Source organism: Amnibacterium endophyticum (genome assembly GCF_042680685.1).
Classification (GTDB): Bacteria; Actinomycetota; Actinomycetes; order Actinomycetales; family Microbacteriaceae; genus Amnibacterium; species Amnibacterium endophyticum.
The window spans coordinates 105,793-123,692 of the sequence record NZ_JBHUEA010000003.1; the positions used below are offsets into that span (position 1 = coordinate 105,793).

Below are 17,900 nucleotides of genomic sequence, written 5' to 3' on the forward strand. Positions count from 1 at the left end.
CGCTCAGCGGCGCAGTCGGGAGCGGATCAGGTCGCGGGCGATCCCGAGCTCGGGCGCCCGCTGGATCGCGAGGACGAGCGCGTAGACGAGCAGGACGACGGCGGCGACGACCACCGTGCCCACCGCACCGCCCGGACGGGAGGCGACGGGCCAGCCGTCGCCGAACCCGCCGAGCGCGGCGAGCAGGCCCAGCCCGGCGACCAGAGCGGGGACGCCCGCGATCGCGAAGCGCCGCACGGAGGCGCGCAGCGCCGCGTCGACGGGGCTCCCGACGCGCCGCTTCAGCAGCGTCCACGCCACCGCGAGCTGCACCGTGACCCCCACCGTCACGACGGCGGCGATGCCGACCGCGATGTACTCCACCGGCAGCAGTGCGCAGAGCAGGATGCCGGGGATGACCACGAGCAGCTGCGCCACGGTGAAGCGGAACGGCGTCCGGGTGTCCGCGAGCGCGTAGAAGGAGCGCTGCACGACGAACAGCACGGTGAAGGGCACGAGCCCGATCAGGTAGGCCACGAGCACGGGAGCGACGAGACGTGCCTGGTCGACCGTCTCGCTGAAGACGGCGGTCACCGGCAGGGCCGCGGCGATCAGGGCGGCGGCGATCCCGACCACGGCGAGCAGCACGATGCCGAGCACCCGCGCGACGTCGCCGCGGAGCGCCCGCTCGTCGCCGGCCGCCGCGTGCTCGCTCATCCGCGGGTAGAAGACGGTGACGAGGGACACGGTCACGATCGAGTGCGGCAGCATGAAGAGGAGCCACGCCGTCTGCAGCGCTTGGCCCGAGGGGTTCCCGTCGCCGCTCGCCGTGCTGACCACGGCGGTCTGGATGAGGCCGGCGACCTGCGTGAGCACGAGCATCGAGAACGTCCAGCCGGCGGCCTGGCCGGTCGCCTTCAGGCCGACCCCGCGCCAGCGGAAGTCCGGGCGGTAGGACAGCCCGGCGCGTCGCCAGACCAGCGCCAGCACGAGCGCCTGCGCGGCGAGCCCGAGCGTCGTGCCGCCCGCGATCACGACGGTCTGCCACTGCGGCAGCGGGCCGGTCCGGCCGCTCGGCACCGCCCCGAACACGACGAGGAACAGCGCGATGGCCGCGAGTGCGACGACGTTGTTCACCACCGGCGCCCAGGTGTAGGCGCCGAACCGGCGACGCGCGTTCAGCACCTCGCCGAGCACCGCGTACATGCCGAGGAAGAAGATCTGCGGCAGGCTCCAGTAGGCGATCGGGATCGCGACGGCGAGGGTCGGCGCGTCGTGGATGTAGAGCCGCATCAGCAGCGGCGCGGCGACGGTGAGGATCACGGTCAGGAGGCCGATCGTCACCGCCGCGATCGTGACCAGCTTGTTGATGTACGCGGCGCCGAGGTCGGCGGCGCTGCTCGCCCGGATGATCTGCGGGACGAGGACGGCGCTCACGAGCCCGCCGCCGATCAGCGCGTAGATGCTCGTCGGCACCGCGTTGGAGAACGTGTAGGCGTTCCCCGCCACCGTGGTCATGCCGGAGAAGACGATCGTCAGCGCGAAGGTGCGCAGGAAGCCGAGCAGGCGGCTCACCATCGTGCCCGAGGCGAGGATCGCGCTCGCGCGCCCGACGCCGCTCACCGCTCCGCCCGCGGGCGCCGGCGGCGCTTGACGTTGCGGTACACGCCGAGGGCGAGCAGCACCGCGAGGCCCGTCAGCAGGATCACCGCGACCACCGTGTCGAAGCCGGCGCGCACCGTGACGGCGCGAGCCACGGGGTCGCCGAAGACGACGCCCTGCGGCGTCACCAGCCGGAGGTCGACGGTCGAGCGGCCGTTCGAGATCGACCGGAACGACAGCTGGGTCTTGTTCGTCGAGTTCGCGGCGACCTGGACCCGGCCGGCGCCCTCGAAGCGGAGCCGGTTGTTGTTCGTCGTCGCCGTGACGTCGACGGTGATCGCCTGCGGCAGCGCGTTGCGGACCTGCACGGTGAGGGCGCCGTCGGTGCTGACCAGCGCGCGGTCGGTCGGCACGATCGACACCTGCTGCGGCATCGCGGCGAACGCGCGCGCCGCCTCGGTGGACGCGGTCGCCCAGCCCGTCTCGTCCTCCCGCCACGCGGTCGAGACCAGTCCGAGCAGCGTCAGGCGGTACGGGCCGACGAGCGCGTCGGGGTCGACGGCCGCCTTCGCCACCTGCTGGATCCGGTTCTCCGCCGCCAGGAGGCCCCGGACGGCGGTGACGCGCGAGGCGGGGACGGTGCCCGGCTTCAGACGCACCGCTGCGGGCTCGGCCTGGCTGACGAGCTCGCTCGCGTCCGAGCCGCGGATCCACGGCTGCCGGTCGAGCAGCGACAGCACCCGCGCGAGGCCGGCCGCGTCCGCGCCGCGCCCGGCCACGGCGAGGACCGTCGGCGCGGCTCCGCTCACCGCGTCCGTCGCGAGCGCTCCGACGAGCGCGGCCGTCGCGCTGCGGCCCGCCACGTCGTCGTCGGCTGCGGCGGTCGCGAGCAGCCCGCTCGTGACGGCGTCCGCGACGAGCACGCGGTGGCCGCCGATCGTCGCGAGGGGCCCGGCGGCCGCCCGCGCAGGGGTGTCCTCGACGTCGCCGGAGCCGAGCAGCACCGCGCCGTCCGAGGCGAGTGCGCCGAGGTCCGCGGCGCTCGTCGTGCCGGGGACCGGCCACGCCACGTCCACGTCGGACCAGTCCCACGCGGTCGGGTCGTCCGCGCTCGTCGACGACGTGGGCGCCGGGGTCGCGACCGGGGTCGGCGCGGTGGTCGACGTCGAGGTCGCGGTGCTCGTCGCGCCGGCGAAGGAGAGGGGCGCCAGCGGCTCGGACAGACCCGCGGCTCGCTGGAGGGTCAGGTCGCCGTCGGCGTAGGGCAGCCGGACCGTCTCGTTGCCGGCGGTCTCGAGCGCGGCCAGGAAGTCGGTGGCCGAGGCGGGCGCCGCGTCGCCGGCGAGCCGGATCGAGGCCGGGACTGCGGGGTCGAGCGCGATCGTCGCGGCGGGCATCGCCCGCGCGGCGTCGAGCGCCGCGGTCCAGGCCCCGTCCTCGCCGGTCAGCCGCCGCTGCTCCGCCGCATCCACGATCCCGGTCCGGCCTGCGGGGATCGTGATCGGGATGACGGTGCCGAACCCGATGCGGTCGGCCGACCGCGTCACGCGGGTGACGGCGGACTGCGCGAGCACGCGCACGCCGGAGGCCTGCAGCTGGACGTCCAGCAGACGGGCGCCGTCGGCCGGGCTGAGGGTCTCGTCGAGGTCCTTCACGGGGATGCGGACGTCCACGTCCGCGGACGCGCCGGGCTCGAGGGCCGGCGTCCGCGCGGAGGTCCGCGTGAGCAGCAGGCCCTGCAGCTGGCCTGGCAGCGTGAGCAGCTCCTCGGTGCTCGCCACCGGACCGCGGGTCATGGAGAGGGCGAGCCGGCCCGCGGGCACGCGCTCCGTCCCGCCGTTCGAGATCCGCACCACGACGTCCAGGGGCTGACCCTCGCGCAGGATCCCGCCGTTCTCGGGAGCGACGACGAGCGACACCGGCGACGCCGTCACCGCCGCGACCGCGGGCACGGCCGCGAGCGGGACCGAGGCGAGAGCGGCCGCGACGGCGGCCGCGAGGACCCGCCCGGCCCTCACCCGGAGTGCCGGGCCGAACGCGCCCCGCTCCCCGTCATGCCCGCCACTCTACGAACCGGCCCCCGTCCGAGGGGCGCGCCGCGCGGTTCCATAGGCTGTCCGCATGCATCCGGTCGCGGCCGCCGTCCCGCGGCTCACGGCCCTCGCCGAGCGGGAGGCGGTGCGGCGCATCGCCCGCGCCTTCGAGGCGGCGGGGCACGAGCTGGCCCTCGTGGGCGGCCCGGTCCGCGACGCGCTGCTCGACCGGCCGGTGACCGACCTGGACTTCACCACGTCCGCCCGACCGGACGACACCGCCCGGATCCTCAAGCCGCTCGCGGCGGGGATGTGGGACGCGGGCCGCGCCTTCGGCACGATCGCGGCGAAGGTGGCCGGCGAGACCGTCGAGATCACGACCTACCGCAGCGACGTCTACGTGCCGTCGTCCCGGAAGCCCGAGGTCGCGTTCGGCGACACCCTCGACGGCGACCTGCGGCGCCGCGACTTCACGGTGAACGCGATCGCGGTGCGGCTGCCGTCGCTCGCGATCGTCGACCCCGCCGACGGGATCGCGGGGGTGCTCGCACGCCGCCTGACCACGCCGTCGCCGGCGGTCGAGTCGTTCGACGAGGACCCGCTGCGGATGCTCCGGGCCGCCCGCTTCACGAGCCAGCTCGGCTTCTCGCTCGATCCGGAGGGCGCGGACGCGATGCGGGCGCTCGCGTCGCGGATCGAGGTCGTCTCGCCCGAGCGCGTGCGCGACGAGCTGCTGAAGCTGCTCGCGACCGACGACCCGGTGCCGGGGCTCGAGCTGCTCGTCGACACCGGGCTCGCGGCGCTCGTGCTGCCGGAGCTGCCCGCGCTCGCGCTCACCTCCGACGCGCAGCACCGGCACAAGGACGTCTACCGGCACAGCCTCACCGTGCTGCAGCAGGCCATCGCGCTCGAGCACGCGCGGCATCCCGGCGAGGCGCCCGACGTCGTGCTCCGCGTCGCGGCCCTGCTGCACGACATCGGGAAGCCGGCGACGCGGCGGTTCGAGGCCGGCGGCGCGGTCACCTTCCACCACCACGACGTCGTCGGCGCCAAGATGGCGCGCAAGCGGCTGAAGGCCCTGCGGCTGCCGAACGCGCAGGTCGACGAGGTCGCGCAGCTGATCGAGCTGCACCAGCGCTTCTTCGGCTACGGCGACCCTTCGGCAGGCTCAGGACACCGCGCGCAGTGGACGGACTCCGCGGTGCGGCGGTACGTGCGCGACGCGGAGGACCAGCTGGAGCGGCTGCACATCCTGACCCGGGCCGACGTGACGACCCGGAACGAGCGGAAGGCGCGGCGCCTCGCCCGCGCCTACGACGACCTGGAGCGCCGCATCGGCGAGCTCGCGGAGCAGGAGCAGCTGGACGCGATGCGCCCGGAGCTCGACGGCGAGGCGATCATGCGCGAGCTCGGGCTGAAGCCGGGCCGCGAGGTCGGCGAGGCCTACCGCTTCCTGCTCGAGCTGCGGCTCGAGGAGGGGCTGCTCGGCGAGGACGAGGCCGCTCGCCGCCTCCACGCCTGGTGGGACGCCCGGCAGGCCGGCTGACCCTCCTTCCGACCGGGGCCGTCCGGCTCCGCGGCTGTGCACCCCCGGTGCATCCGGCCCCCGCCGCCGGCCGCGTGCGAGACTTGAGTCCAGCCCGCCAGGGGCATCCGGACGAGGGACGCCGTACCCGGTCAGCGACAAGACGGCTCGTGAGAGGTCCGTCGTGTCCTGGTTCGTCCTCATCCTCTCCGGCGTGCTCGAGGCCGTCTGGGCCACCGCGCTCGGGCGTTCGGCGGGGTTCTCCAGGCCGCTGCCCACCGTCGTCTTCGCCGTCGGGCTGGTCGCCAGCATGGGCGGCCTCGCCTTCGCGATGCGCACCCTCCCGGTCGGCACGGCCTACGCGGTCTGGGTCGGCATCGGTGCCGTGCTGACGGTCGCGGTGGCGGTGGTCACCGGCTCCGAGGCGCTGAGCCTCGCCAGGGGCGTCTGCCTGCTGCTCGTCGTCGCCGGCGTCGTCGGCCTCAAGCTGTCGCACTGAGCGCTCGGCGCGTCGGGTAGACTTTCGCGGTTGCCCGGGCGCTTCGGCATGCCCGCGCAACGGTTCACACCCTCCTGCCGCGGAACGACCGCGGCCGTGCAGACCAGAGGAGGTGGGGTAGTGGCAGCAGAGCAGTACGAGCTGATGGTCATCCTTGACCCGAGCATCGACGAGCGGACCGTCGCGCCCAGTCTGGACCGGTTCCTCGGTGTCATCCGGAACGACGGCGGGTCCGTCGACAAGGTGGACATCTGGGGCCGTCGTCGACTGGCGTACGAGATCCAGAAGCACACCGAGGGCATCTACGCCGTGGTCAACCTGACCGCGACGAGCGCGTCCACCCAGGAGCTCAACCGGCAGCTGGGCCTGTCCGAGGCGGTGCTGCGCACCAAGGTGCTGCGCGCCGACGAGGTCAGCCAGTCCATCGGCAAGCCGAACGACAACGGCGGCGAGTACCGGCCCGAGCGCCCCGAGCGCTCCGAGCGCCGCGGCTCCCGTCCGCCCCGCACGCCCCGGAGCTGATCCGTGGCCGGCGAGACCATCATCACGGTCGTCGGGAACCTCACGAGCGACCCGGAGCTGCGGTACACCCAGAACGGGCTGGCCGTCGCGAACTTCACCATCGCCTCCACCCCCCGTTCGTTCGACCGCCAGTCGAACGAGTGGAAGGACGGCGAGGCGCTGTTCCTGCGCGCCAGCGTGTGGCGCGACTTCGCCGAGCACGTCGCCGGCTCGCTGACCAAGGGCTCCCGCGTCATCGCGTCGGGGCGCCTCAAGCAGCGCAGCTACCAGGACCGCGAGGGCAACAACCGCACCGCGATCGAGCTGGAGGTCGACGAGATCGGCCCCTCGCTGCGGTACGCGACCGCGCAGGTCACCCGCTCGAGCGGCGGTGGCGGTGGCGGTGGCGGTGGCGGCGGTTCGCGCGGCCAGGTCGGTGGCGGTGGCGGCGGCGGCGGCGGTCGTCCGCAGCAGCAGCAGGACGACCCGTGGGGCTCGCCCGGCGGCTCGTCGTCCTCGGGCGGCGGCAACGACGGCTGGAGCACCCCGGGCGCCTACGACGACGAGACCCCGTTCTGAGTTCATGGTCTTCGATCCGCGAGCGGATCGAAGACTGCCGTCGCGGCGCGCTGAGGCGCGCACCGCGGACGGCCTCGTGAATGGCAGGGGCGGAGTGATCGCCACGTCGGCGGCCTCCTGGTCCCGCTCGTCCCCCTCTTCTCAACTTCTCTCTACGTAAGGAATCCACATGGCTGGCAAGTCGCGCGGCGACAGCCGCAAGCCGCGGACGAAGGGCGGCAAGCCCGTCGCGCCCGCGAAGCGCATCAAGGTCGGGGTGATCGACTACAAGGACGTCGCCACCCTGCGCAAGTTCATCTCCGAGCGCGGCAAGATCCGCGCCCGCCGCATCACCGGCGTGTCCGTCCAGGAGCAGCGGCTGATCGCCCGTGCGGTCAAGAACGCGCGCGAGATGGCGCTGCTCCCCTACTCCGGCTCCGGCCGCTGATCGGGGGCTGAGCACATGAGCACCACCAAGGTGATCCTGACCCACGAGGTCGGCGGCCTCGGCAGCGCCGGCGACGTCGTCGAGGTGAAGGGCGGCTACGCCCGCAACTACCTCGTCCCGCAGGGCCTCGCGACCCAGTGGACGCGTGGCGGCCAGAAGCAGGTCGACGCCATCGCCAAGGCCCGCCGGGCCCGCGAGGCGGCCTCGATCGAGGAGGCCCAGGCGCACAAGCAGCGCCTGGAGGCCCAGCCGATCCGCATCGAGGTGCGCACCGGCCAGGCCGGCCGCCTGTTCGGCTCCGTGTCGACCGGCGACGTCGCGGACGCGGTGAGCGCCGCGGGCCTCGGGTCGATCGACCGCCGAGCGGTCGAGTTCTCCTCGCCCGTGCGCTCGACCGGCACGCACGAGGCCACCGTCCGCCTGCGCGACGACGTGCGCGCGACGCTGACCCTGGACGTCGCCAGCACTCGCTGAGCGACCTCCGCCCGAACGGCGCCGTCCCCTCCCGGGGGCGGCGCCGTTCGTCGTTCCCGGCCCGCCACCGACTCCTGCGGGCGACATCCGACCGCCCGGGCGCGAGGACGCGCCCGCATCGTCGGAAGCCGCCCGCCTCGGGGGAATCGGCCCGCGCTGCTCGGACCCGCCGCGCTGCGGAGCTCGGAGCGGCCCTTCAGGGCCCGCACGGGCGCGCTCCGACACCGCGGGCGGATCCGGGCGCCCGGGGTGTCGGAGCGCGCCCGTGGATCGTTCTTCAGGCTGCGGCGGCCCGTCGCCGCGGCGATGTCGGAGGCCGCGGGCACACTGATCCTGGGACGGCGCCGCGGGGTTCGACCATGCGTTGAGCCGACTTATCCCCATCTCGCCCTGTGAGTAGTCGAGCACCTGATCAGGTGCCACTCATATGTGTCGCTCAGGTTCGCCCACCGGCGGTTCTCCACAGGGACTCCACATGGGGAGAAGGGCTTCCCCCGCGCGTCCTCCACACGCCTGTGCACAGCGCCTCCCATAGTTTGCGCGGGTCGTTCGGAGCGGTCCGGCCGGGGCGCCCCGCGGAGCGCGCGGTGTCCGGGCGCGGTGGTACACCCGGGGTCGGCCCGGATCGGCCGAGCCGTGGGACGCGGGAGGGGGAGCAGCGCATGTCGATGACGGAGTGGGACACGGTCCCGCCGGAGTGGGACGAGCCCGGGCAGCAGCAGCGCAGGGAGCGCACGCCGCCGCACAACCTGCTCGCGGAGCAGAGCGCCCTCGGGGGCATGCTCCTGTCGACCGACGCGGTCGCGGACGTGCTCGAGGTCGTGATCGGCGCCGACTTCTACGTGCCGAAGCACGAGGTCGTCTTCCAGGCGATCCTGAGCCTGTACTCGCGGGGGGAGCCGACCGACGCGATCGCGGTCGGCGACGAGCTGGGGCGCACGGGCGACGTGCAGCGCGCCGGCGGCGAGGCCTACCTCCACACGCTGACGAACATCGTCCCCACGGCCGCGAACGCCGGCTACTACGCGCAGATCGTCGCCGAGCAGGCCGTGCTGCGCCGCCTCGTCGAGGCCGGCACGCACATCGCGCAGCTCGGCTACGGCGCCGAGGGCGACGCGATGGACCTGCTGAACCAGGCGCAGGCCGAGGTCTTCGCGATCGCCCGCGAGCAGGCCGCGGAGGACTACGCGCCGCTCTCCGAAGCCGTCACCATCGCCATCGACGAGATGGAGGCCGCGAGCGGCCGGGACGGCGAGCTGACAGGGGTCCCGACCGGCTTCCGCGGGCTCGACGAGCTGACGAACGGCCTGCACCCGGGCCAGATGATCATCATCGGCGCGCGACCCGCGATGGGGAAGTCGACGCTGGCGCTCGACTTCGCCCGGCACGCGAGCGTCAAGGCGAACATGCCGACGATCTTCTTCTCCCTGGAGATGGGGCGCAGCGAGATCGCCATGCGGCTCATGGCCGCCGAGGCGACGATCTCGATGCAGGACATGCGCAAGGGGCGCCTCGGCAGCGACGACTGGACGAAGATCGCGGCGACCCGCGGCCGGATCAACGACGCCCCGCTGTTCATCGACGACAGCCCGAACATGACGCTCGTCGAGATCCGTGCGAAGTGCCGGCGGCTGAAGCAGAAGGTCGGGCTCCGGCTGATCGTCATCGACTACCTGCAGCTGATGACGAGCGGCAAGCGGGTCGAGAGCCGGCAGCAGGAGATCAGCGAGTTCTCCCGCGCGCTGAAGCTGCTCGCGAAGGAGCTGGGCGTCCCGGTCATCGCCCTGTCGCAGCTGAACCGCGGATCGGAGCAGCGCGCCGACAAGCGCCCCGCGATCTCGGACCTGCGCGAGTCCGGCTCGATCGAGCAGGACGCGGACATCGTGATCCTGCTGCACCGCGAGAGCGCCTACGACCGCGACCAGCCGAACCCCGACGCCGACCTGATCGTCGCGAAGCACCGCGCCGGCCCCACGGACACGATCACCGTCGCCTTCCACGGCCGGTACAGCCGCTTCGCGGACATCGCGGTCGCCTGACCCGCGCCGCGGCGCTGTGCAGCGCGCAGCAGCACGGGCGGTGTCGCGCAACGCCGCCCGTGTCGCTCAGGGCTGCACAGCATGGCGCGGAGGCGTCGGGGAGCGCGCGGTGACACGGGCCGTGTTGCGCAACGGCGACCTCGTCGCTGGGCGCTGCACGGGCCGTTCAGCGGCGGGCGGGGCCCGGCGGGCGGGGCGGCGGGCACGTCGTACGCTGGGGAGTCGGCCGCGGGACCTGCGGGCGAGGAGGGGACCGTGACCACGACGACCGGCCGCACGGCCCGACGCACTCCCGTCGCCGCGCCCGCGAGCCGCGCGGTGATCCTCGCGGTGCTGGCAGCGGTGGTCACGTTCAGCACCGAGCACCGCCCCGCCTACCGCGTCGAGCTCGGCATCGTCGCCCTCGGCGTCTTCCTGCTCGGGCAGGCGGTGCTGCTCGCCGCCTGGTCGCCGCGCCTGGCGAGCACCCGCACGGGGCTCGCGCTGCTCGTGGCCCGCGCCTCGGTGTCCCTCCTCGGCGCGGTGCTGCTGCTGGCCGCGCCGGGCGGGGGCATCGACGTGCTGCGGCCCGTCCAGGTGCTCGTCTTCCTCGTCGTCGGCGGCCTCGAGGTGCTCGGCGCGCTGCTGCGGGCGGAGGGCCCTGACGCCTTCGGCGACGGGATCGTGATCGGCGGCCTGCAGGTCGTCGTCGGGCTGATGGTGGTCATCCTCGATCCCGACGTCGCGTTCTCCGTCGGCGTGCTCAGCGCATGGGCCGCGCTGTCCGCGGTCTACCTCGGCATCGCCGCCGCGAACCTCCATGTGAAGCGGAGCCGCGCATGAGCCGTCCAAGCCTCCGCGAACGCCTGAAGCCGGTCGAGCTGGTCGGGTTCGCCGCCGTGCTCGCCGTGTTCACCGGCGGCATCGCGCTGATCGGCACCCGCGACCTGCAGCTCTCGGTGATCCTCGCCGGCGTCGCCTTCATCGTCGCGCTGCTCGTGCTCGCGATGCTGGCGCTCGCCGCCGGCGAGCCCGCGGATCCGGAGGACACCCGTCCGCTGCAGGACCGCCGGGACGAGGAGCGCAACCGCGACGCCTGAGCGTCAGCGGACGTGGTCGACGAGCCGCTCCGCGAGCCCCGTGTAGCCGGCGGGCGTCAGCGCCGCGAGCCGCTCCGCCGCCGCCCGCTCGAGGCCGAGCCCCTCGACGAAGGCGCGCATCGTCGCGGCGTCCACCCGGCGCCCGCGCGTCAGCTCCTTGACCAGCTCGTAGGGGTTCTCGTGCGTGCTGCGTCCGGCGACGACCTCGGCGCGGACGACCGTCTGCACGGCCTCCCCCAGCACCTCCTGGTTCGCGTCGAGGTCGTCGAGCAGCCGCTGCCGGTCGAGGTCGATCTCGTCGAGGCCCCGGGCGATGTTGTCGAGGGCGACGAGCGCGTGGCCGATGCCGACGCCGATGTTGCGCTGGGTCGTCGAGTCGGTCAGGTCCCGCTGCCAGCGGGAGGTCACGAGCGTGCGGGCGAGGGTGCCGAGCACGCCGTCCGCGAGCTCGAGGTTCGCCTCGGCGTTCTCGAAGCGGATCGGGTTCACCTTGTGCGGCATGGTCGAGCTGCCGGTGGCGCCCGCCTGCGGCACCTGCTTCAGGTAGCCCTCCGCGATGTAGAGCCACACGTCGGTGCAGAGGTTGTGCAGGACCCCGTCCACGTGGGTGAGCCGGCCGTACAGCTCCACCTGCCAGTCGTGCGACTCGATCTGGGTGGTGAGCGGGTTCCAGGACAGCCCCAGGCCCTCGACGAAGCCCCGGGCGAGGCCCTGCCAGTCGATCTCCGGCGCCGCGACGACGTGGGCGGCGAAGTCCCCGGAGGCGCCGTTCGCCTTGCCCGTGATCTCCACCGCGAGCACCTGCGCCCGGAGCCGGGCGAGGCGGTGCACGAACACCGCGAGCTCCTTGCCCATCGTCGTCGGCGTCGCGGGCTGCCCGTGGGTGCGGGCGAGCATCGGCGCGTCCGCCCACCGCTCCGCGAGCCCGCGCAGGCGGGAGACGACCAGGTCGAACGCCGGCAGCCACACCTCGTGGAGCGCGTCCCGGACCGTGATCGCGACGGCGAGGTTGTTGATGTCCTCGCTGGTGCAGGCGAAGTGCACGAGCTCGGCGAGCCGCCCGAGGCCGAGCGCGTCGAGCCGGGCGCGCACGAGGTACTCCACGGCCTTCACGTCGTGCCGGGTCACCGCCTCGAGCCCGGCCAGCTCGGCGACCTCGGCGTCGCCGAAGGCGTCCGGCAGGCCGAGCAGGGCCGCGCGCTCGTCGGCACCGAGCGGAGCGGTGCCCGCGACGCCCGCGTCCGTCAGCGCGACGAGCCAGGCGACCTCGACCCGCACCCGGGCGCGGTTCAGCCCGGCCTCGGAGAGGTGGGACGAGAGCGCGGACGTGGCGGCGCGGTAGCGGCCGTCGAGCGGGGAGATCGGCTGGTCGGACAGCGGGGGCATCGGGTCCTCCTTCACGGCCTGCAGGGCCGGTCGATCCTCCCAGACCCTCGGGTTCCGCTCCTCCCCAGGCCGCTCCTCGGGCCGCAGGGGGGGTGCGGGTCGCGGTCCGGGCGCTGCGGGCCGCTCGGGCGCGGCACCCTCTCGGCATGCCCGACGACCTGCTCGACCGGATCCTCGGCACCGGAGGCGACCCGCGTGACGCCGCCGCGATCGAGGAGGCCCGGGCGATCGGCCGGGCGCTCGGGTCCGTCCCGCTGCCCGACCCGGTGCTGCCCGGATGGCAGTCGCTCTGCGCGGGCGAGTACGCCGAGGCCGTGCGGGTGCTGCAGCGGGTGATCGCGCTCGCCCACGACGCCCTCGCGGTGGCGCCCGCCGCGCGATGAGCGCGCCGCCGTCGGTCGGCGGTCCCGTCGCGGTCGACACGGGCGAGATGCTGCGCGCCGCCGCGGTGCTCGGCGGGGCCCGGAAGGGGCTGCGCGGCCTCGCCGCCCGGGCGCGGGCCGCTGCGCTCGGCGCCTCGCCGCACGTCTCGGGCGCCCTGCACGAGGCGGCCGACCGCCTGGACGACGCCGAGCGCCAGGCCGCGCTCGCGGCGGACGGGCTGCGGACCGCCGCGCAGCGCTACGGGTGGACCGAGCACGCGATCGCCCGCTCGCAGCAGACCGGCTTCGCCCTCGCCGGCGCGATCGAGGGGCTCGGGCTGCGGATCGCGCCGGCGCCGACGCTGCTCGCCGACGCGCTCGTCAGCGGCGGCTTCCTCGCCCAGCAGGCGCTCGACGAGTGGATCCGCACCGGCAGGATCGCCCCGCAGTCCGACCCCGAGGTCGTGCGGTGGCTGCAGCTGCGGCTGTCCTCGCTCGACGACACCGTGCGCGGCCTGCTCGGCGTCGAGACCCCGCGCGACCTCCTCGTGGACGACCCGGGGTCGCCCTTCGGCACCGAGGCGATCGGCGCGCTGCTCGCGGCGATGATCTGGCCGACGGCGCACCCGATCGCCGTGCGTCGGACCGCGTCCTCCCCGACGGCGCGACCGGGCTCGCTCGAGGAGCTGGGGCGGCGCCTGCCCGACGGGGCCTCGCCCGAGGGTCAGGTGCGGGTCGAGCGGTACGAGGACGGCGGCCGGGCGCGCTGGATCGTCTACAGCGCCGGCACCGTCACCTTCGACGTGCGCAGCGGCGAGGAGCCCTTCGATCTGGAGTCCGACGTGCGCGGGGTGGCGGGCACCCCGACCGACGCGCAGCGGGCGGTGCTGGACGCGATGCGGCAGGCGGGCGTCGGGCCGGACGACCCCGTCCTGCTCGTCGGGCACTCGCAGGGCGCGCTGAACGTGCTGCGCATCGCGGAGCGCGGCGACTACGCGGTCGAGGGCGTGGTGCAGTTCGGCGGCCCGACGGAGCAGATCCCGGCGCCGCCCGGCGTCGACGTGCTGCAGGTGACGCACGACCAGGACCTCGTGCCGGCGCTCGGCGGCGTGCCCGCGGCGGCGGGCGCGGGCACGGTGGTGGTGCGGCGATCGCTGCCGGACGCCGCCCTGCGGCCCGTCTACGGCAGCGGGGCGGCCGCGGCGTTCCCCGCGCACGACATGGTCGAGTACCGCCGCACCGTCGCCGCTGCGGAGGCGTCCGGCTCCACCCGGATCGCGGCGCTGCGGACGCGGTGGACGGGCTTCCTCGGCGGCGAGGAGGGCACCGCGACCCGCTACGCCGCGCGACGGATCGTCCCGGACGGCGGGGAGCCGGTCAGCGCTCCCGGTCGTCCCCGCTCAGCGGGCGCAGCACCAGCCCCACCAGCCAGCCGATGACGCCCAGCACCAGCGCGCCGAGCACGCCCCACCAGAACCCGTCCACGACCAGCCCGAAGCCGATGGCGTCGCTCAGCCAGGCGACGAGCAGGAACAGCAGCCCGTTCACCACGAGCGAGATCAGCCCGAGGGTGAGGAGGTACAGCGGGAACGCGACGATGCGGATCGCGGTGCCGAGCACGCCGTTCACCACGCCGAACAGCAGCCCGAGCAGCAGGAACGTCAGCACGCTCGCGACAGCGTCCCCGCGGTCGTAGGCGACCACCCGGACCCCGCTGCTCCAGCCGACGGCGGCGAACAGCAGCGTCGTCAGCCAGAGGGCGATGGCGTTCACGATCACCCGCACGACGAAGCGGCGCATCCCCCCACTATGGCGCACCGGACCCTGCGCCCGCCCTCCTGCATGCCCGCCGCGGCATGCAGGAGGGCGATCGCGCGCCCTGCGGATACAGTGACGGCCGGGCCGGAGCGCCCCGCGCCAGGTGCCCCGACCCGGGTCGCGCCCCGCGGGGGAGAGGAGCGGCATGGCAGCGGATCCCGAGACGGTGTCCGTGCTCGACGAGCACGGGGCCCTGCAGCCGACGGCGGCGGCGGAGCCCTATGCGGAGCGGGCGCTGGGGGTGCCGACCGAGACGAAGCTGCGGTTCCTCGAGGACATGGTGACGACGCGCGCCTTCGACGTCGCGGCGGCGAACCTGCAGCGCCAGGGCCACCTCGCGCTCTGGGTGCCGAGCTACGGCCAGGAGGCGGCGCAGGTCGGCTCGGGCCGGGCCGCCCGACCGCAGGACACCTTGTTCCCCGCGTACCGCGAGCACGCCGTCGCGATGGTCCGCGGCCTCGACCCCCTCGCGATCATCCGGCTCTACCGGGGCGCGACCCACGGCGGCTGGGACCCGGCGGCGAACGGGAACTTCCGCGTCTACTGCCTGGTGATCGGCTCCCAGACCCTGCACGCGACCGGGTACGCGATGGGCGTGCAGCTCGACGGGCTGGCCGGCACCGGCGACCCCGAGCGCGACGAGGCGGTGCTCGTCTACTTCGGCGACGGCGCGACCGCGCAGGGCGACACCAACGAGGCGCTGGTCTTCGCGGCGAGCTACGCGACCCCGCAGGTCTTCTTCATCCAGAACAACCACTGGGCGATCTCGGTCCCCGTCGAGCGCCAGTCCCGGGTCCCGCTCTACCGCCGCGCCTCGGGCTTCGGCATCCCGGGCGTCCGGGTCGACGGCAACGACGTGCTCGCCGTGCACGCGGTGACGGGCGCGCTGCTCGACGACGCGCGGGCCGGCCGCGGCCCCGCGCTGATCGAGGCGCTGACGTACCGCATCGGCGCGCACACGAGCAGCGACGACCCGACGAAGTACCGGTCGGAGGAGGAGCTGCAGCGCTGGACGCTGCGCGACCCGATCCTCCGGCTGCGCCGCCACCTCGAGCACGACGGCGTCGGCGCCGAGGTGCTCGACGAGATCGACGCGCGCGCCCAGGACGTCGCCGCGGACGTACGGCGGCGGGCGCTCGAGCTGACGGACCCCCCGCTCAGCCTGATGTTCGAGCACGTCTACAGCGAGGAGCACCCGCGCATGCGGGAGCAGCAGGCGTGGCTCGAGCGCTACGAGTCCTCGTTCGGAGGTGGCGCATGACCTCGATGCCGATGGTGAAGGCGCTGAACGCGGGGCTCCGCCGCGCGCTGGCCGAGGACGACCGGGTGCTCATGATGGGGGAGGACGTCGGCACGCTCGGCGGCGTGTTCCGCGTCACGGAGGGCCTGCAGGCGGAGTTCGGCGACAAGCGGGTCTTCGACACCCCGCTCGCCGAGTCAGGCATCGTCGGGGCGGCGATCGGGCTCGCGATGCGCGGCTACCGGCCGGTCTGCGAGATCCAGTTCGACGGCTTCATCTACCCGGGCTTCGACCAGATCACCTCGCAGCTCGCGAAGGTCACGAACCGGCACGAGGGCGCCCTGACGATGCCGGTCGTGATCCGGGTGCCCTACGGCGGCCACATCGGCGCTGTCGAGCACCACCAGGAGAGCCCGGAGACGCTGTTCGCGCACACCGCCGGCCTCCGCGTCGTCTCGCCGTCCACCCCGAACGACGCCTACTGGATGATCCAGCAGGCGATCGCCTCGGACGACCCGGTGCTGTTCTTCGAGCCGAAGGGCCGGTACTGGCCGAAGGGCGAGGTCGACACCGAATCCCCCGCCGTGCCGCTGCACGCGAGCCGGGTCGTGCGCACCGGCACCGACGCGACGCTGATCGGCTACGGGCCGATGGTCAGCGTGCTGCTCACCGCGGCGGAGATCGCGGCCGAGGAGGGGCGCAGCCTCGAGGTCGTCGACGTCCGCTCCCTCTCCCCGATCGACTGGGGCCCCGTCGTCGGCAGCGTCGAGAAGACGGGCCGCGCGGTCGTCGCCCACGAGGCGTCGGAGTTCCTCGGGATCGGCGCGGAGATCGCCGCCACCGTGACCGAGCGCGCCTTCTACGCCCTGGAGGCCCCGGTGCTGCGGGTCGCCGGGTTCGACATCCCCTTCCCGCCGGCGCGGCTCGAGAAGCTGCACCTGCCCGACGCGGACCGCGTGCTCGACGCCGTGGACCGCGCCTTCGCGTACTAGGAGGAACCGCCGTGACCACCTCCCGATTCGCCCTGCCCGACGTCGGCGAGGGCCTGACCGAGGCCGAGATCGTCAGCTGGAAGGTCGCGCCCGGCGACCAGGTCGGCGTGGACCAGGTGATCGTCGAGATCGAGACCGCGAAGTCGCTCGTCGAGCTGCCGTCGCCCTACGCCGGCACCGTCGACGCGCTGCTCGTGGCCGAGGGCGACACCGTCGCGGTCGGCACGGACATCATCGCCGTCGCCTCCGGCACCCCCGAGCAGCTCGCGGCGCCGCTGCGCACCCCCGCGCAGGCCGCGGCGCCGAACGAGGTGCAGGTGCGCGAGCCCGAGGAGCAGACGGAGGAGCGCAGCGGCGCCGTCCTCGTCGGCTACGGCGTGGACGCACGCGCGAAGAGCCGCCGCTCACAGCGGACCGCCTCGCACGGCTCGCAGGTGCCGCCGAAGGAGGCCGTCGCCGCCCCGGTGAAGCCCCCGATCCGGAAGCTCGCGAAGGACCTGGGCGTCGACCTCGCCCGCGTCGCGCCGTCCGGCCCGTCGGGGGAGGTCACCCGGGACGACGTGCTGCGCGCCAAGCAGCAGGTCAGCGTCTTCCGGAACGTCGAGACCCCGGAGTGGCCGGAGGACCGCGAGGAGCGCATCCCCGTGAAGGGCGTGCGCAAGGCCACCGCGGCCGCCATGGTGCGGAGCGCCTTCACCGCGCCGCACGTCAGCGTCTTCGTCGACGTGGACGCGACCCGGACGATGGAGTACGTGCGCCGCCTGAAGGCGTCGCCGGACTTCGCGAACGTGAAGATCTCGCCGCTGCTCGTCATGGCGAAGGCCGTGATCTGGGCGGTGCAGCGCAACCCGACGGTCAACTCGACCTGGACGGACAGCGAGATCGTCGTCCACCACTACGTGAACCTCGGGATCGCGGCCGCGACGCCGCGGGGGCTCATCGTGCCGAACGTGAAGGACGCGCAGTCGCTCTCGATGCGGGCGCTCGCGGGCTCGCTGGAGCAGCTGACGATCACCGCCCGCGACGGCCGGTCGACGCCGGCGGACATGGCGGACGGCACGATCACCATCACGAACCTCGGCAGCTTCGGCGTCGACACCGGCACGCCGATCCTGAACCCGGGGGAGGTGTCGATCGTCGCGCTGGGCACGATCCGGCAGAAGCCCTGGGTCGTCGACGGGCAGGTGGTCCCCCGCTACGTCACCACGGTCGCCGCGAGCTTCGACCACCGCGTCGTCGACGGCGACGTGGCGAGCCGCTTCGTCGCGGACCTCGCGAGCGTCGTGGAGGAGCCGGCGCTGCTGCTCGACTGAGCCGCAGCATGCGCCGCCGGTCGAGTCGAAGCGGCGCCGTCGGTCGAGGTGC

Annotated in this window: 18 protein-coding genes and 1 riboswitch; of the genes, 14 read left to right on the forward strand and 4 right to left on the reverse strand. The window is 74.3% G+C overall.

Features of this window, described 5'->3' with window-relative positions; translation table 11 throughout:
• Window positions 1-3: 3 nt before the first annotated feature.
• Window positions 4-1,602: a murein biosynthesis integral membrane protein MurJ gene (murJ, locus tag ACFSBI_RS03030; protein ID WP_377931899.1), complete on the reverse strand. Its 1,599-nt coding sequence runs from the start codon at window positions 1,600-1,602 to the stop codon at window positions 4-6.
• Window positions 1,599-3,599, reverse strand: coding sequence for a DUF6049 family protein (locus ACFSBI_RS03035; protein WP_377931901.1), 2,001 nt, complete (start codon window positions 3,597-3,599; stop codon window positions 1,599-1,601). The genes murJ and ACFSBI_RS03035 overlap by 4 nt, the downstream gene beginning before the upstream one ends.
• Window positions 3,600-3,702: 103 nt before the next feature.
• On the opposite strand from ACFSBI_RS03035, the gene ACFSBI_RS03040 reads away from it, so the two are divergent.
• The 9 genes from ACFSBI_RS03040 (at window position 3,703) to ACFSBI_RS03080 (ending at window position 10,737) form a co-directional block, all read left to right on the forward strand.
• Window positions 3,703-5,160: a CCA tRNA nucleotidyltransferase gene (locus ACFSBI_RS03040; RefSeq protein ID WP_377931903.1), complete on the forward strand. Its 1,458-nt coding sequence runs from the start codon at window positions 3,703-3,705 to the stop codon at window positions 5,158-5,160.
• 87 nt (window positions 5,161-5,247) lie between these two features.
• A riboswitch (guanidine-III (ykkC-III) riboswitch) is annotated at window positions 5,248-5,312 on the forward strand.
• Window positions 5,313-5,323: 11 nt separating this feature from the next.
• Entirely contained in the window at window positions 5,324-5,638 is a 315-nt protein-coding gene (locus ACFSBI_RS03045; RefSeq protein WP_377931905.1) for a DMT family transporter, read from the forward strand.
• Between the two features lie 144 nt (window positions 5,639-5,782).
• Window positions 5,783-6,160, forward strand: a complete 378-nt coding sequence (gene rpsF, locus ACFSBI_RS03050) for a 30S ribosomal protein S6 (protein WP_377932154.1) — start codon at window positions 5,783-5,785, stop codon at window positions 6,158-6,160.
• Window positions 6,161-6,163: 3 nt separating this feature from the next.
• Window positions 6,164-6,718, forward strand: a complete 555-nt coding sequence (locus ACFSBI_RS03055) for a single-stranded DNA-binding protein (RefSeq protein WP_377931907.1) — start codon at window positions 6,164-6,166, stop codon at window positions 6,716-6,718.
• Between the two features lie 169 nt (window positions 6,719-6,887).
• A complete protein-coding gene (gene rpsR, locus ACFSBI_RS03060) occupies window positions 6,888-7,145 on the forward strand; it encodes a 30S ribosomal protein S18 (RefSeq protein ID WP_119480461.1) in 258 nt (85 codons plus the stop codon).
• 15 nt (window positions 7,146-7,160) lie between these two features.
• Entirely contained in the window at window positions 7,161-7,619 is a 459-nt protein-coding gene (gene rplI / locus ACFSBI_RS03065; RefSeq protein WP_377931909.1) for a 50S ribosomal protein L9, read from the forward strand.
• Between the two features lie 668 nt (window positions 7,620-8,287).
• On the forward strand, window positions 8,288-9,658 hold the full coding sequence (gene dnaB, locus ACFSBI_RS03070) for a replicative DNA helicase (RefSeq protein ID WP_377932156.1): 1,371 nt from the start codon (window positions 8,288-8,290) through the stop codon (window positions 9,656-9,658).
• Between the two features lie 255 nt (window positions 9,659-9,913).
• Entirely contained in the window at window positions 9,914-10,480 is a 567-nt protein-coding gene (locus ACFSBI_RS03075; RefSeq protein WP_377931911.1) for a hypothetical protein, read from the forward strand.
• Complete coding sequence (locus ACFSBI_RS03080) at window positions 10,477-10,737, forward strand: hypothetical protein (protein WP_377931913.1); 261 nt, start codon at window positions 10,477-10,479, stop codon at window positions 10,735-10,737. Before ACFSBI_RS03075 ends, ACFSBI_RS03080 begins: the two co-directional genes overlap by 4 nt.
• 3 nt (window positions 10,738-10,740) lie before the next feature.
• Here the strand turns inward: ACFSBI_RS03080 and purB are convergent, their stop codons facing one another.
• Window positions 10,741-12,123 (reverse strand): adenylosuccinate lyase, encoded by a 1,383-nt coding sequence (gene purB, locus ACFSBI_RS03085; protein WP_377931915.1) that lies wholly within the window; start codon window positions 12,121-12,123, stop codon window positions 10,741-10,743.
• Between the two features lie 146 nt (window positions 12,124-12,269).
• Between purB and ACFSBI_RS03090 the strand changes: the two genes are divergently transcribed.
• Both ACFSBI_RS03090 and ACFSBI_RS03095 read left to right on the forward strand, forming a co-directional pair.
• Window positions 12,270-12,506 carry a hypothetical protein gene (locus ACFSBI_RS03090; protein ID WP_377931917.1) on the forward strand — a complete coding sequence of 79 codons (237 nt, stop codon included), beginning with the start codon at window positions 12,270-12,272 and terminating at the stop codon, window positions 12,504-12,506.
• Complete coding sequence (locus ACFSBI_RS03095) at window positions 12,503-13,924, forward strand: hypothetical protein (RefSeq protein WP_377931919.1); 1,422 nt, start codon at window positions 12,503-12,505, stop codon at window positions 13,922-13,924. The genes ACFSBI_RS03090 and ACFSBI_RS03095 overlap by 4 nt, the downstream gene beginning before the upstream one ends.
• Here the strand turns inward: ACFSBI_RS03095 and ACFSBI_RS03100 are convergent.
• Window positions 13,863-14,285, reverse strand: coding sequence for a phage holin family protein (locus ACFSBI_RS03100; protein ID WP_377931921.1), 423 nt, complete (start codon window positions 14,283-14,285; stop codon window positions 13,863-13,865). The genes ACFSBI_RS03095 and ACFSBI_RS03100 overlap by 62 nt on opposite strands.
• 163 nt (window positions 14,286-14,448) lie before the next feature.
• On the opposite strand from ACFSBI_RS03100, the gene ACFSBI_RS03105 reads away from it, so the two are divergent.
• Genes ACFSBI_RS03105 through ACFSBI_RS03115 form a run of 3 tightly spaced genes read left to right on the forward strand, consistent with a single transcriptional unit; the run spans window position 14,449 to window position 17,848 of the window.
• On the forward strand, window positions 14,449-15,564 hold the full coding sequence (locus ACFSBI_RS03105; protein ID WP_377931922.1) for a thiamine pyrophosphate-dependent dehydrogenase E1 component subunit alpha: 1,116 nt from the start codon (window positions 14,449-14,451) through the stop codon (window positions 15,562-15,564).
• On the forward strand, window positions 15,561-16,535 hold the full coding sequence (locus ACFSBI_RS03110; RefSeq protein WP_377931924.1) for an alpha-ketoacid dehydrogenase subunit beta: 975 nt from the start codon (window positions 15,561-15,563) through the stop codon (window positions 16,533-16,535). Before ACFSBI_RS03105 ends, ACFSBI_RS03110 begins: the two co-directional genes overlap by 4 nt.
• A gap of 11 nt (window positions 16,536-16,546) precedes the next feature.
• Window positions 16,547-17,848 (forward strand): dihydrolipoamide acetyltransferase family protein, encoded by a 1,302-nt coding sequence (locus ACFSBI_RS03115; RefSeq protein ID WP_377931926.1) that lies wholly within the window; start codon window positions 16,547-16,549, stop codon window positions 17,846-17,848.
• Window positions 17,849-17,900 lie beyond the last annotated feature (52 nt).